This window comes from Thalassospira sp. A40-3 (assembly GCF_015871485.1).
Taxonomy (GTDB): Bacteria; Pseudomonadota; Alphaproteobacteria; order Rhodospirillales; family Thalassospiraceae; genus Thalassospira; species Thalassospira tepidiphila.
The window spans coordinates 3,782,354-3,795,480 of sequence record NZ_CP065428.1 but is presented as its reverse complement, the minus strand read 5'-3'; the positions used below and the strand labels follow the sequence as shown (position 1 = coordinate 3,795,480).

Below are 13,127 nucleotides of genomic sequence, written 5' to 3'. Positions count from 1 at the left end.
TTATGATTCCAGGTGAAATCATTACCAAGGAAGGCAGCCTCATCCTGAACGAGGGGCGTGAAACCAAAACCATCACCGTTGCCAATACCGGGGACCGTCCGGTGCAGGTGGGGTCGCACTATCATTTCTATGAAACCAATCCGGGCCTTGATTTTGATCGTGAAGCCGCACGTGGCTTTCGCCTTGATATCCCGGCCGGTACCGCTGTTCGTTTTGAGCCGGGCCAGTCGCGCGAAGTCAATCTGGTGAAATATGCCGGTACCGGCACGGTCTATGGCTTTAACGCCAAAATCAACGGCAAGCTTTAAGCGGGGGGATGGAATAAATGGCTTATGAAATTGATCGTCCGTCCTATGCGGCCATGTTTGGCCCGACCGTCGGGGACAAGGTCCGTCTGGCCGATACCGACCTGATCATCGAGGTCGAGAAAGACTTCACCACCCTTGGCGAGGAAGTCAAATTCGGTGGCGGCAAGGTGATCCGTGATGGTATGGGGCAGTCGCAGGCAACGCGTGCTGATGGTGCGGTTGATACCGTGATCACCAATGCGCTGATCCTGGATTACACCGGCATCATCAAGGCCGATATCGGCATTCGCGATGGCCGCATTGCGGGGATCGGCAAGGCCGGAAACCCGGATGTGCAGCCCGGTGTCGATATCATCATCGGTCCGGGCACCGAGATTATTGCCGGTGAAGGCAACATCATCACCGCTGGCGGTATTGATGCCCACATTCACTGGATCTGCCCGCAACAGGTTGAAGACGCGCTTTATTCCGGCGTGACCAGCATGCTGGGCGGTGGCACTGGCCCGGCGGCGGGTACGAACGCCACCACCTGCACGCCAGGTCCGTGGCATATTGCCCGGATGTTGCAGGCAGCTGATGGCATTCCGATGAATATCGGTTTCTTTGGCAAGGGTAACGCGACCCTGCCCGGATCGCTGATCGAGCAGGTCAAGGCGGGTGCGTGCGGCCTGAAGCTTCATGAAGACTGGGGCACGACCCCGGCGGCGATTGATACCTGCTTATCAGTTGCCGACGACCTTGATGTACAGGTCATGATCCATACCGATACATTGAATGAAAGCGGCTTTGTCGAGCACACCCGTGCATCGTTCAAGGGCCGAACCATTCACACCTTCCACACCGAGGGTGCCGGTGGCGGCCATGCGCCAGACATCATCAAGCTGTGCGGCGAAGCCAACGTTCTGCCAAGCTCGACCAATCCGACCCGTCCGTTTACGGTCAATACGATTGACGAGCATCTGGACATGTTGATGGTTTGCCATCACCTTGATCCGAAAATCCCCGAAGACGTCGCCTTTGCCGAAAGCCGTATCCGCCGTGAAACCATCGCGGCCGAGGATATCCTGCATGATCTTGGCGCATTTTCGATCATCTCGTCAGACAGTCAGGCGATGGGCCGCGTTGGTGAAGTCATCACCCGGACCTGGCAGACCGCCGACAAGATGAAAAAGCAGCGCGGTGCGTTGCCCGAGGATTCTGGCAAGGGCAACGATAACTTCCGTGCCAAGCGCTACGTTGCGAAATACACCATCAACCCGGCGATTGCGCAGGGTATTGGGGCGCATGTCGGCTCCGTCGAAGTTGGCAAGATTGCCGACCTTGTGGTTTGGAAGCCGATGTTCTTTGGCACCAAGCCCGACATGGTGATCAAGGCCGGCATGATTGCCGCCGCCGCCATGGGCGATCCGAACGCGTCGATCCCGACCCCGCAGCCGGTCCATTACCGCCCGATGTTTGGTGCGTATGGCAATGCGCTTGCGAAATCGAGCTTCTCGTTTGTCTCGCAAGCGGGCATTGATGCGGGTATTGCCGCCGAATTCGGGCTGTCGAAAGAGCTTTTGGCGGTGTCGAACACGCGTAATATCGGCAAGAAGGACATGAAGCTGAATGATGCGTTGCCGGTGATGGAAGTTGATCCGGAAACTTATCAGGTGACAGCGGATGGTGAACTTCTGACCTGTCAGCCGGTTGATGTTGTGCCGATGGCACAGCGTTACTTCCTGTTCTGATATCGGTGGTAGCGAACTCCATGCGTCACGCCATTGAACATATCCCGGTTGACCGTGCCGACACGTCCGAAGTGCGCGGCACGGTGACCCTAGCCTTTTCCGACCGGCATCGCCGCCGTATTCGTCTGCATGATGACGCGGGGGAGCCGTTCCTGCTCGACCTGCCGCATGCGGTGCGTTTGGCGGATGGCGATCGGTTGCGCCTTGCTGATGGCGGGGTGATTGTCGTCCGCGCAGCCGAGGAGCCGGTTCTGACCATCACGGCGGCCGGTCCGATTGCAACCGCCAAACTGGCCTGGCATATCGGCAACCGGCATACCCCGGTTCAGGTTCTCAATGACGGGCGTTTGCGCATCATTGATGACCATGTCATGCGCGACATGATCACGGGACTTGGCGGTGTGGTGGAAAACGAAATCGCACCGTTTGATCCGCTGAACGGGGCCTATCACGGGCTGGGCGGCGCGCATGGTCACAGCCATGGCAACGATCATTTCGACCATGATGATCATGACCATGATCACAAGCACAGTCATCACCACGGGCATTCCCATGACCACGGATGACCTGACCCTTAACCCGGCTGGCCTGATGCGGTTGATGACGTGGCTAAGCCCGTCATTCCCGGTTGGTGCCTATACCTATTCGCATGGCGTTGAATATGCCGTCGAAGATGGCAGGGTGACGTCGGCTGATAGCCTGATCAACTGGGTTGAAGGGGTTCTGGAATTCGGGGCCGGGCGGATTGATGCGGTGTTGTTTTGTGCCGCATGGCGGGCGGCGCGTGCCGGTGATGAAGCGGCCCTGTTTGACATCGGGGTCGAGGCCGATTGTTGGCGCGGCACGTCCGAGATGGCGTTGGAGGCAACTGCACAGGGACGCGCCTTTGTCTCGACCATGCAAAAGGTCTGGGGCGATGGTGTCATTACCCGCTGGGCCAATGGCATGCGTGAAGATGATCGTTTGCCATCCTATCCGGTGGCGGTGGGCATTGCCGCAGCCCAATCCGATGTGCCGCTGCGTGATGCGCTGACGGCGTATTTGCATGCGATGGCGGCAAATCTTGTGTCCAGTGCGGTGCGTCTGGTGCCGCTTGGTCAGACCGATGGTGTCAGATCCCTATCATCGCTTGATGGCGCGGTATCGGTTGCCGTTGATCACGCCATGCAGGCTGAACTTTCCGATCTTGGTGCCGCGGCACCGATGGTCGACTGGACGTCGATGAAACACGAAACCCAATATACGAGGCTATTTAGATCATGAGCTCTCCCCTTCGTATCGGAATTGGTGGCCCGGTTGGTTCGGGCAAGACCGCCCTTTTGGAACGCCTATGCAAGGCGATGCGCGATGAGTTCAACATCGCTGCGATCACAAACGATATCTACACCCGCGAAGATGCCGAATTCATGACCCGTTCGGGCGCACTGGCCGCAGACCGCATTGCCGGTGTTGAAACCGGTGGCTGCCCGCATACGGCCATTCGCGAAGATGCGTCGATCAATCTGGCGGCGGTCGAAGACATGGCGGCCAAGCATGCCGGTCTTGAGGCGATCTTTATTGAATCGGGCGGCGACAACCTGTCAGCCACCTTCTCGCCGGAGCTGGCCGACATCACGATTTACGTCATCGACGTTTCGGCAGGCGACAAAATCCCGCGCAAGGGTGGCCCGGGCATTACCCGATCCGATTTGCTGGTGATCAACAAAACCGATCTGGCGCCGCTGGTGGGCGCTGATCTGGGCGTGATGGACCGCGATGCCAAGAAGATGCGTGGCGATCGTCCGTTCCTGTTCACCAATCTCAAGGCGATGGATGGCCTTGAAGACGTCAAAAACTTCATCATCGAGACAGGGGGGCTCCGCCAATCCGCAGCATCCTGATATGGGGATATAAGGATAGCTGCACGGGCTTTGCCGGTTACATTAACGCGGCACTGACCCAAGGATGACGGGAGCACGCACCGCCCGGCTGGCAACAGCCGGGCGTTTGTGTTTGTTGGGTCCAAATCAAATATGCAACTTTTTAGTTGCATAACAGGAAATCTTCTGGCAACTTAAATGCAATCAGGAGGTTGCGTTATGTCAAATACCATAGAGAAGTCGATTGAAATCAAAGCATCCCGTTCCCGCGTGTGGAAGGCCCTGACCGATTCAAAGGAATTCGGCATCTGGTTCGGGATCAATATCGAAGGCCCGTTTGCGGTGGGTGAGGTGTCCAAGGGCATGTTCACCATTGATGGTTTCACCCATGTGCCATGGAATTCAACGATCAAGGCGATGGAGGAACCTGCCTACTTCGCCTATACATGGCACCCCTATGCGGTTGACCCCGAAGTCGATTACAGTGGGGAACCCGAAACCCTTGTCGAATTCTGGCTTGAAGAAACGTCCGGCACGACATCGGTAAAGGTGCGCGAAACCGGATTTGATAATCTACCACCCCATCGCATTGCTGATGCGTTGCGGGCCAATACAAACGGCTGGGGCTTCCAGCTTGAAAACATCAAGAAATATGCAGAAAGCTAAAAATAATTCGGACAATGGCAAGCATGACAAGGATTTCTCCGCCATGTTTGCCGCTTTGGGCGATCCCACACGGTTGGCGATCTTTGATCGTCTGGCCGATGGCAAGCCGCGCTCGATCTCGGTGTTATCTGATGATGCCGATATGACCAGGCAGGCCGTGACCAAGCATCTGCGCGTGCTTGAGGCGGCAGGTCTTGTGCAGAACCATCGGGTCGGGCGCGAAAGCCAGTATGCCTTTTGCCCGGAACAACTGGCCGAGGCGCGCGCCTATCTTGATCAGGTGGCGGGACGTTGGGAATCTGCCCTGATGCGGCTTAAGTCCTTTGTCGAAGATGACGAGGCCTAAGGTTTTGAAAAGTATCGGATATTGCGTTCCTCTTAAATGAGCTACGCAGTATCCGGTGTCATTTTGCTTGGCGTCGATGATATTTGCGGTTATCCCATATCGCGTTGAGCCGGTCGGGCGGACCGGTTAACGGAGGCCATTCTGCGCAAGGGGTTGATTGCAGAACGGCCTTATAACGGGAATGGGAAACCGTTACATGAAGACCAAAGATATTGTCTATGTCGCCCTGTTTGCAGCCCTGACCGCCGTTCTTGGGCTGTTTCCGCCAATCACCCTTCCAGTCACCGGTGTGCCGGTCACAGCACAGTCACTTGGCCCGATGTTGGCCGGGGCCATTTTGGGTGCCCGTCGTGGCGGGCTTTCGATTGTTCTGTTCCTTGTTCTGGTTGCTGTTGGCTTGCCGCTTTTGTCCGGCGGGCGCGGTGGCTTTGGCGTGATGATCGGGGTGACCGGCGGGTTCATGTTTGGCTGGGCCATTTCGGCCTTTGTCATCGGGCTTCTGATCGAGAAGTTCTGGAACCGTCTGAATGTTTTCAATGCCGCACTGTCCATCGCTTTTGGCGGGATTGTCGTCCTGTATGCCATTGGTAATGCCTGGGTCGCGGTGGTGGCCGAAATCAGCTATTGGCAGGCAACCGTGGGGGCGGCTCCGTTCCTGATCGGCGATGCCATCAAGGTTGCGATTGCGACCGCGGCATGCCTCGCAGTCCGGCGCGCCTATCCCTTGATTTCCAAGGCGAGCTAACATCTTATGGGCGCAAGTGATGTACTTGCGCCCGTTTTAAGCCTGTTTTTGAGCCCGTACCAATTTCCCTGATAAAGCCGGACGTCTTTCCATGATCCGAATTGAAAATGTCTCTGTGCAGTTTGAACAGCGACGTGCGCTTGCTGATATTGACCTGACGCTTGGCGAAAAGCGGATCGGGATTGTCGGCGCGAACGGGTCGGGCAAAAGCACTTTTGTCAGGTTGCTGAATGGCCTGCAAACGGCAAGCGCGGGCCGGGTCCTGGTCGATGATTTTGATGCAGCAAAGGATGGCCGAAAGCTGCGTCGTCATGTCGGGTTTGTGTTTCAGAACCCGGACAATCAGATCGTCTATCCGGTGGTAGAGGAAGACATTGCCTTTGGCCTGAAGCCTTTGAAACTTTCCAAGGAAGAGGTCAACCGGCGGATTGATGACGTGCTGGCGCGCTATGATCTTCAGGATTTCAAAGCTCATCCCAGTCATTTGCTGAGCGGCGGGCAAAAGCAGTTGCTGGCCATCTCGGGCGTGCTGGTGATGGAACCGCGTTATATCATCTTTGATGAGCCAACCACGCTTTTGGACCTGCGCAATCGCAACCGGGTGCAGCGCGCCATAGCCGAGCTGGATCAGACGGTGATTACGGTTTCGCATGACCTTGATCTGATTGCCGATTACGACCGTGTGCTGGCGTTTGAGGATGGCCGTGTCGTGCTTGATGGCCCGCCATCCGAGGTTCTTCCGAAATATCGGGAGATGATGGCGTGATCGCGGGGCTTTATATCGATGGGCAATCTGCCCTTCACCGGGCCGCGGCCGGGGCCAAGATCCTTGCCATGGTCGCGCTTGGTACGGGTGTGTTCCTGATCCCCGATTGGCCGGTGGTGGCGTTTGTTCTGGCGACTGTTTTGTTGCTGTATCCCGCATCTGGCTTTGGCCCGGGCATTATGTTGGCGCAGATCAAGCCGATCCTTTGGTTGCTGGTGATCTTTTTTGCCGTTCAGCTTTGGCTGAATGACTGGCAGGCCGGGATGCTGGTCGTCACCCGGATTGCGGCAATTGTGATGTTTGCATCGCTTGTGACACTGACCACCAAAACATCAGACCTGCTGGCATCGCTGGAACGTGCCATGCAGCCGCTGCGCCCGATTGGCGTCAATCCGGAAAAGGTCAGTCTGGCGATTTCGATGGTGCTGCGCTTTATTCCGGTGATCTCCACCGTGGCATCGGAAATCCGTGATGCCCAACGCGCGCGCGGCCTTGATCGATCCATCATTGCGATGGTGGTGCCGCTGATTATCCGCACGCTTAAAATGGCCGATGACGTCGCCGATGCGATTGATGCGCGCAGCTTTGACTAGGCACCATCGCCAGGTTTTCAGATTTCCCCGAAAAGAAAAGCCCCGACACGCCAGAGGGGGGAAGTCAGTGGGCGGCGTGCCGGGGGAGTCGAAGATCGTGGTGCAATCAGCTCAGTCCAAGATGCTTGGCGTGGAAGCGGATATGATCTTCGATAAAGGTCGAGATGAAATAGTAGCTGTGGTCATAGCCATCCTGAATGCGGATGGTGACCGGGTAGTTTGATGTTTTGGTGGCGGCTTCAAGCACTTCGGGTTTAAGCTGCTCGGCCAAAAAGCCATCTGCACCACCCTGATCGACAAGGGCAGGGGTCTGAACATCGGGCGCACTTGCCGCCTTCATCAGTTCCGAGCTGTCCCAGTCTTTCCAGGCTGATTTGTCATCACCGAGATAATTGCCAAGCGCCCTCTGGCCCCACGGGCAATTGATCGGATTGGAAATCGGTGCAAAGGCGGTGACAGACTTGAACGTGCCCGGATTGCGCAGTGCAATCATCAGTGCGCCATGACCGCCCATGGAATGGCCGGAAATTACGGCATCATCATTGACCGGGAAGTGATCCTTGATGAGTGCGGGCAGTTCCTTGGTCACGTAATCATACATGCGATAATTGCGCGCCCACGGCTCCTGCGTGGCGTTGACGTAAAAGCCTGCCCCCTTGCCGAAATCATACGCCTCGTTCTCGTCATCGGGGACATGATCGCCGCGCGGGCTGGTGTCCGGGGCGACGATGGCGATGCCCAGTTCGGCGGCAATGCGAAATGCACCGGCCTTCTGCATGAAGTTTTCATCCGTGCAGGTCAGGCCCGACAGCCAGTACATGACCGGCACCTTGGTGCCATTGCTGGCCTGCGGCGGCAGAAAGATCGCAAAGCGCATGTCACAGCCAAGGGTGGTTGACGGATGGGTATATTGCTTTTGCCAGCCGCCAAAGACCTTGTTGCTTGAAGAATTTTCGATACCCATTTTGGGGCCTCCTTCTGATCGGCCACCGCCGGACGGTTTCCGACAGTGGCGCAATTATTCAAACGTTTATATTTCGATCAGTAATGGATAACCGAACGGATGCTTTCGCCTTCATGCATCAGGTCGAACGCTTCGTTGATGTCTTCAAGCTTCATGGTATGGGTGATGAAGTCCGAAAGCTTGAACTCACCGGCAAGGTAACGTTCAACATAATCGGGCAGCTGCGAGCGGCCTTTAACGCCACCAAACGCCGTGCCGCGCCAGACGCGACCGGTGACCAGCTGGAACGGACGGGTGGAGATTTCCTGACCTGCACCGGCAACACCGATGATGACCGACTCACCCCAACCCTTGTGGCAGCACTCAAGGGCTGAACGCATGACATTGACATTGCCGATGCACTCGAACGACCAGTCAACGCCACCGTCGGTCAGCTCGACAATGACTTCCTGGATCGGTTTGTCATAGCTTTTCGGGTTGATGCAATCGGTTGCGCCCAGTTTCTTGGCAAGATCGAATTTCTTTTCGTTGAGATCGATGGCAACGATGCGACCGGCACCGGCCATCTGTGCGCCGATGATGGCCGAAAGACCGATACCGCCAAGGCCAAAGACGGCCACAGAGTCACCCTTTTGCACCTTGGCCGCGTTAACCGTGGCCCCCATGCCTGTGGTGACCCCGCAACCAAGCAGGCAAACTTCTTCAAGCGGGGCAGATTTGTTGATCTTCGCAAGCGAGATTTCCGGAAGCACCGTGTATTCCGAGAAGGTCGAGCACCCCATGTAGTGATAGATCGGCTTGCCATTCTGCGAGAAACGCGTGGTGCCGTCCGGCATCAGGCCCTTGCCCTGGGTTTCGCGGATTTTCTGGCACAGGTTGGTTTTGCCCGATTTGCAGAATTTGCACTCGCCGCATTCCGGGGTGTAAAGCGGGATCACGTGATCGCCAACCGAAACGCTGGTGACACCCTCGCCGATCGACTCAACAATGCCGCCGCCCTCATGGCCAAGGATCGCCGGGAAGATGCCCTCGGGATCGTCGCCCGACAGGGTGAAGGCATCGGTGTGGCAAACGCCGGTCGCAACGATCTTGACGCGCACTTCGCCAGCTTTCGGCGGGGCGACCTGAACTTCTTCGATCGACAGCGGTTTGCCTGCTTCCCAGGCGATGGCGGCTTTACAGGTAATGGTCTCGGCGCTCATGACGCTACTCCGATGGTTTGATGTGGATGCCAACAGTCTATTTATTTCCCTTGATGTGATAATCCGCTATTTTGGTAATTCACTTTTACGTATGTGTAATAATCAAGGCGGGGTCGGGTCATGAATGCCTGGGACGGGATCAGCGAATTCATCGCCGTGGCCGAACGGCAAAACTTTACCCATGCCGCCAGGCAACTTGGCATTTCCGTCGCCCAGGTCAGCCGACAGGTCACAGCGCTTGAAGAAAAGCTCGGCACGCAATTGTTTTACCGCACCACGCGCAAGGTCAGTGTGACCGAGGCCGGGCAGATTTACTATCAGCATTGCCGACAATTGCTGGACGGTTTGGATGAAGCAGAGCGCGCGATTGGCAACCTGACGGAAGTTCCGCGCGGCAAACTGAAACTCACCGCGCCGACGACTTACGGCGAAACCGTGATTGCGCCGCTGGTCAATGATTTCGTCACCCGCTACCCCGATCTGGAAGTGCAATGCCGCTTTACCAACCAGAAGCTCGATCTGGTGCTGGAAGGCTACGACATGGCGATCCGTCTGGGCCGGTTGGAAGGCACCACGGGCAGTCTGATGACCCAGCAACTATCAACGCGCCGCCTGTATGCCTGTGCTGCGCCCAGCTACATCGCCAAGCGCGGGGAGCCCTATTCACTTTCGGAATTGCACCACCATAATTGTCTGGTTGGCACACTCGATTACTGGCGGTTTGAAGAGGATGGTCGCGAACGCACCGTGCGCATTCATGGCTCCATCCATGCCAATAGCGGCCAGGCGCTTCTCGATGCAGCACGCAAGGGCATCGGCATCGTGCAATTGCCCGACTATTACGTCGATCCGTGGATTGCCAGCGGCGACCTCGTCCCGGTGCTCACCAAATACCAGCCATCCGATGAAGGCATCTGGGCAATCTACCCGACGAACCGGCATCTGAGTCCGAAGATCCGGATGCTGGTGGAGCATTTGGGAAGGTATCTGGGATCCGCATCCTGATGATCTGTCACAACTGGGGTTCTCCAGCGTCAAACCGTGCAAAGCATTTCGGTTTGAAGGAGAAAACGGATGTCACAATGCACAGGGTCGAACGGCGATCTTTGGGAAGTTTATGAGGCAAAGGACGGCTGGCGTTGGCGGCGTACGGCCAAGAATGGCGAGATTGTTGGTGCGTCGACGCAAGGCTATTCGAAGAAGTCTGATTGCATCGCCAATGCCAAACGTCCGGCGTGTGATTGTGATCTGAGCTAGGTCGAGGTCATCCGGCGCAAACAAAAAGCCCCGCAGTCTTGTGCCAGCGGGGCTTTGATGTTCTGGGATGCGTTTGCGCTATTGCGCTATTGCGCCGTCCAGCCGCCGTCGACGGAAAGATGCGTGCCGGTCATTTGCGAGGCTGCGTCCGAGCACAGGAACAGGGCGGTCTGGCCTATCTGTTCGGGGCTGACGAACTGTTTGGACGGGTGTTTGTCCGAGACAAGTCGGGTTGCGGATTCTTCGACCGAGATGTTGTTTTCCTTGGCACGTGCCTCGATCTGGCGTTCGACCAGTTCGGTGCGCACCCAGCCCGGGCAGATCGCATTTGCCGTGATGCCGGTTTCGGCGGTTTCAAGCGCGGTGACTTTGGTCAATCCGATCACGCCATGCTTAGCCGCGACATAGGCGGCCTTCTGGACCGATGCGACAAGGCCGTGGGCAGACGCCGTGTTGATGATGCGACCCCAGTTCTTCTTGCGCATATAGGGCACGGCAAGGCGGGTGGTGTGGAAGACCGATGACAGGTTGATCGCAATCACTGCGTCCCACTTTTCTGGCGGGAAGTCTTCGACATTGGCGGTGTATTGGATGCCGGCATTGTTGATCAGGATGTCGACGCCGCCAAACTTGGCCTCTGCGTCTTTCATCATCGCTTCGATCTGATCGGGTTTGGACAGGTCGGCACCGTTATAGTGGGCGGTTACGCCATGTTCGGTTTCAAGAGCTTTGCGGGTCGCCTCGATTTCATCGGCGTCGCCAAAGCCATTGAGCATCACATCCGCACCAGCGCCCGCAAGGGCCTTGGCCATGGCAAGGCCGATCCCGCTGGTCGAGCCGGTGACGAGTGCGCGTTTACCTGTCAGCATTTTGTCTTCTCCCTGTGAAATGGGCTTTCTGCCCTTTGATTTAGGAAGATCATGCCGCAGTGCAATGTAAGTGGCAAGAAATGCTGTGGTCGGGCGGTTGGCTTTTTAGGTGCCGATACCGTATTTGCGCAGCTTGTTGGCGATTGAGGTATGCGAAACGCCAAGCCGTTTGGCAAGTTTGCGCGAGCTTGGATAATCCGGGTAGAGGCGGGCCAGCATTTCCCGTTCAAGCAATTCCATGCCGCTATTGAAATCACTTTGTGCCAAGGCGTTGGCGATCAGATCGGCCTGTTCGCTCTCGCCCGAAGGAGAAGCCTCGCCGCTATCCGGCGCGCCATGAGCCTGTTGGGTGTCTCGTTCGGGTGTCATGGCCGTGCCGGTGGCGGCATCGGCAAGGTCACGTGCGCCAAGGACATTGCCATCAAGGAGTGCGACGGCGCGAAACAGGGTGTTTTCAAGTTCGCGCACATTGCCCGGCCAGTCGTGACGGCAAAGCCAGTCAAGCCCATCGCGGGCGAGGCGCGGTGGTGTTCGTTCGGTCTGCTGGGCGGTGCGGTCGATAAAAACGGCAGCCAGATCGGCAATGTCTTCGACCCGGTCGCGCAAGGGCGGCAGGGTGATGCCAAGAACATTGAGGCGGAAATAAAGGTCTTCGCGAAACGTGCCGTCATGGGACATCGCCTCGAGGTCGCGGTTGGTTGCGCTGATAACCCGGACATCGACGGTGATTTCGTCCGTCCCGCCGACGCGCCGGAACCGTCCATCCTGCAGCACGCGCAAAAGCTTTGCCTGCAAATAGGGGGTCAGTTCGCCGATTTCATCAAGAAACAAGGTGCCGCCATCGGCCAGTTCCAGAAGCCCCGGCTTGCCGCCGCGCCGCGCACTGGTAAAGGCACCCGCGGCATAACCAAACAGTTCGCTTTCGGCCAGGCCTTCGGGCATCGCCGCACAGTTAAGGGCCAGAAACGGCTGATCAGCACGCGAACTTGCGCGGTGGCAGGCACGGGCAAACAGTTCCTTGCCGGTACCGGTTTCGCCAAGGATCAGGATCGGGGCATCGATGGCCGCAAGCCGTTCTGCCTGTGATTTAACGCGCAGCATGGCCCTGCTGGTGCCGATAATGTCGTCAAAGCCAGTGTGGCTGCGATCCTGAAGGGCGGTTATCACGCGGCCCAGTCGTGCCGGACGGTGAAAGACCATCACCCCGCCCCAGGGCGTGTCATCACTGGCGTCCGACCCATCATCAACATGACCGATCGGTTCGACCTGCAAAAGATAGGTCTGACCACCCAAAACCACTTCGCGTTCCGGCAGGCGAAAACCACCTTGGCGTAAATCTTCAATAGATGGTTCGCCAAGTATGCTCGATATATCCTGATCACGCAGGGGTTTTTCAGGAGTGGCTGAAATTGCCTGTGCCGCCGGGTTGGCCTGTGCAATCAGGCCGTTGGCATCCACCGCGATTACCGGATCGCCAAGGGCGGCAAGCGTTGCATGCAGCTGTGCGCGACGGCGTTCGGTTGGCAGACGGTCGATTTCGGTGATGTCGAAAATGCCGGGGATTTTCTTCAATGCGCTTGCCAGTGCCGGAAAGCGTTCCGGGCGGATGGCCGGGATGTCGGCATAGATATGATGGGTGGTGACTTCAAACGTGCGGATGTCCAGGCCCTGATCGGTCAGGACATTGATGACGTCGCGCGTAATGCCGAGCCTGTTTTCACCGCGAATTTCGAACCGCATATCCGTACCGATAAGTTTACATTGTATCGCTAAATGTACAGTCTTAAGCGACTGAAATCCAGCGTCTTTGCGCATTTCGGTG

At 57.1% G+C, this 13,127-nt stretch carries 16 protein-coding genes; 12 read left to right on the top strand and 4 right to left on the bottom strand.

The genetic code is table 11. The annotated features are described in order from the left end of the window. Positions 1-2: 2 nt before the first annotated feature. The 10 genes from IT893_RS17510 to IT893_RS17465 all read left to right on the top strand — a co-directional run bounded on the left by IT893_RS17510 (position 3) and on the right by IT893_RS17465 (position 7,013). The gene (locus tag IT893_RS17510) at positions 3-308 is read left to right on the top strand and encodes an urease subunit beta (protein ID WP_008888419.1); all 306 of its coding nucleotides are present in this window, start codon (positions 3-5) and stop codon (positions 306-308) included. 17 nt (positions 309-325) lie between these two features. Further along, on the top strand, positions 326-2,038 hold the full coding sequence (ureC, locus tag IT893_RS17505; protein WP_197146120.1) for an urease subunit alpha: 1,713 nt from the start codon (positions 326-328) through the stop codon (positions 2,036-2,038). Between the two features lie 20 nt (positions 2,039-2,058). Next, on the top strand, positions 2,059-2,604 hold the full coding sequence (locus IT893_RS17500; RefSeq protein ID WP_197146119.1) for an urease accessory protein UreE: 546 nt from the start codon (positions 2,059-2,061) through the stop codon (positions 2,602-2,604). After that, positions 2,519-3,301 (top strand): urease accessory protein UreF, encoded by a 783-nt coding sequence (locus IT893_RS17495; protein WP_371810680.1) that lies wholly within the window; start codon positions 2,519-2,521, stop codon positions 3,299-3,301. The genes IT893_RS17500 and IT893_RS17495 overlap by 86 nt, the downstream gene beginning before the upstream one ends. Then, positions 3,298-3,918: an urease accessory protein UreG gene (ureG, locus tag IT893_RS17490; RefSeq protein WP_008888415.1), complete on the top strand. Its 621-nt coding sequence runs from the start codon at positions 3,298-3,300 to the stop codon at positions 3,916-3,918. The genes IT893_RS17495 and ureG overlap by 4 nt, the downstream gene beginning before the upstream one ends. A gap of 198 nt (positions 3,919-4,116) precedes the next feature. Further along, complete coding sequence (locus IT893_RS17485; RefSeq protein WP_197146118.1) at positions 4,117-4,563, top strand: SRPBCC family protein; 447 nt, start codon at positions 4,117-4,119, stop codon at positions 4,561-4,563. Continuing rightward, a complete protein-coding gene (locus IT893_RS17480; protein WP_197146117.1) occupies positions 4,550-4,909 on the top strand; it encodes a helix-turn-helix transcriptional regulator in 360 nt (119 codons plus the stop codon). Before IT893_RS17485 ends, IT893_RS17480 begins: the two co-directional genes overlap by 14 nt. Positions 4,910-5,105: 196 nt before the next feature. Then, on the top strand, positions 5,106-5,654 hold the full coding sequence (locus tag IT893_RS17475; RefSeq protein WP_197146116.1) for a biotin transporter BioY: 549 nt from the start codon (positions 5,106-5,108) through the stop codon (positions 5,652-5,654). 91 nt (positions 5,655-5,745) lie between these two features. Continuing rightward, the gene (locus tag IT893_RS17470) at positions 5,746-6,420 is read left to right on the top strand and encodes an energy-coupling factor ABC transporter ATP-binding protein (RefSeq protein ID WP_197146115.1); all 675 of its coding nucleotides are present in this window, start codon (positions 5,746-5,748) and stop codon (positions 6,418-6,420) included. Beyond that, complete coding sequence (locus tag IT893_RS17465) at positions 6,417-7,013, top strand: energy-coupling factor transporter transmembrane protein EcfT (protein ID WP_197146114.1); 597 nt, start codon at positions 6,417-6,419, stop codon at positions 7,011-7,013. The genes IT893_RS17470 and IT893_RS17465 overlap by 4 nt, the downstream gene beginning before the upstream one ends. Positions 7,014-7,119: 106 nt before the next feature. Here IT893_RS17465 and fghA read toward each other — a convergent pair whose 3' ends face one another. Further along, positions 7,120-7,977, bottom strand: coding sequence for an S-formylglutathione hydrolase (fghA, locus tag IT893_RS17460; protein WP_197146113.1), 858 nt, complete (start codon positions 7,975-7,977; stop codon positions 7,120-7,122). Between the two features lie 77 nt (positions 7,978-8,054). Next, positions 8,055-9,179: an S-(hydroxymethyl)glutathione dehydrogenase/class III alcohol dehydrogenase gene (locus IT893_RS17455; RefSeq protein ID WP_064787616.1), complete on the bottom strand. Its 1,125-nt coding sequence runs from the start codon at positions 9,177-9,179 to the stop codon at positions 8,055-8,057. Positions 9,180-9,299: 120 nt separating this feature from the next. Here IT893_RS17455 and IT893_RS17450 point away from each other — a divergent pair, with 120 nt between their 5' ends. Both IT893_RS17450 and IT893_RS17445 read left to right on the top strand, forming a co-directional pair. Next, positions 9,300-10,184, top strand: a complete 885-nt coding sequence (locus IT893_RS17450; RefSeq protein WP_197146112.1) for a LysR substrate-binding domain-containing protein — start codon at positions 9,300-9,302, stop codon at positions 10,182-10,184. 69 nt (positions 10,185-10,253) lie between these two features. After that, positions 10,254-10,436 (top strand): DUF1508 domain-containing protein, encoded by a 183-nt coding sequence (locus tag IT893_RS17445; RefSeq protein WP_008888404.1) that lies wholly within the window; start codon positions 10,254-10,256, stop codon positions 10,434-10,436. A gap of 86 nt (positions 10,437-10,522) precedes the next feature. Here the strand turns inward: IT893_RS17445 and IT893_RS17440 are convergent, their stop codons facing one another. Beyond that, a complete protein-coding gene (locus IT893_RS17440; protein WP_008888403.1) occupies positions 10,523-11,305 on the bottom strand; it encodes a 3-hydroxybutyrate dehydrogenase in 783 nt (260 codons plus the stop codon). A 105-nt stretch (positions 11,306-11,410) separates the two neighbouring features. Next, positions 11,411-13,045, bottom strand: a complete 1,635-nt coding sequence (locus IT893_RS17435) for a sigma-54-dependent transcriptional regulator (RefSeq protein ID WP_197146111.1) — start codon at positions 13,043-13,045, stop codon at positions 11,411-11,413. Between the last annotated feature and the right edge of the window lie 82 nt (positions 13,046-13,127).

Excerpts from the sequence above, each read along its gene's own strand:
- IT893_RS17480 (WP_197146117.1), top strand. The coding sequence starts at position 4,550 with ATGCAGAAAGCTAAAAATAATTCGGACAATGGCAAGCATGACAAGGAT.
- ureG (WP_008888415.1), top strand. The coding sequence starts at position 3,298 with ATGAGCTCTCCCCTTCGTATCGGAATTGGTGGCCCGGTTGGTTCGGGC.
- fghA (WP_197146113.1), bottom strand. The coding sequence starts at position 7,977 with ATGGGTATCGAAAATTCTTCAAGCAACAAGGTCTTTGGCGGCTGGCAA.
- IT893_RS17495 (WP_371810680.1), top strand. The coding sequence starts at position 2,519 with ATGGCAACGATCATTTCGACCATGATGATCATGACCATGATCACAAGC.
- IT893_RS17485 (WP_197146118.1), top strand. The coding sequence starts at position 4,117 with ATGTCAAATACCATAGAGAAGTCGATTGAAATCAAAGCATCCCGTTCC.
- IT893_RS17470 (WP_197146115.1), top strand. The coding sequence starts at position 5,746 with ATGATCCGAATTGAAAATGTCTCTGTGCAGTTTGAACAGCGACGTGCG.
- IT893_RS17510 (WP_008888419.1), top strand. The coding sequence starts at position 3 with ATGATTCCAGGTGAAATCATTACCAAGGAAGGCAGCCTCATCCTGAAC.
- IT893_RS17435 (WP_197146111.1), bottom strand. The coding sequence starts at position 13,045 with ATGCGGTTCGAAATTCGCGGTGAAAACAGGCTCGGCATTACGCGCGAC.
- ureC (WP_197146120.1), top strand. The coding sequence starts at position 326 with ATGGCTTATGAAATTGATCGTCCGTCCTATGCGGCCATGTTTGGCCCG.
- IT893_RS17455 (WP_064787616.1), bottom strand. The coding sequence starts at position 9,179 with ATGAGCGCCGAGACCATTACCTGTAAAGCCGCCATCGCCTGGGAAGCA.
- IT893_RS17445 (WP_008888404.1), top strand. The coding sequence starts at position 10,254 with ATGTCACAATGCACAGGGTCGAACGGCGATCTTTGGGAAGTTTATGAG.
- IT893_RS17440 (WP_008888403.1), bottom strand. The coding sequence starts at position 11,305 with ATGCTGACAGGTAAACGCGCACTCGTCACCGGCTCGACCAGCGGGATC.
- IT893_RS17500 (WP_197146119.1), top strand. The coding sequence starts at position 2,059 with ATGCGTCACGCCATTGAACATATCCCGGTTGACCGTGCCGACACGTCC.
- IT893_RS17475 (WP_197146116.1), top strand. The coding sequence starts at position 5,106 with ATGAAGACCAAAGATATTGTCTATGTCGCCCTGTTTGCAGCCCTGACC.
- IT893_RS17450 (WP_197146112.1), top strand. The coding sequence starts at position 9,300 with ATGAATGCCTGGGACGGGATCAGCGAATTCATCGCCGTGGCCGAACGG.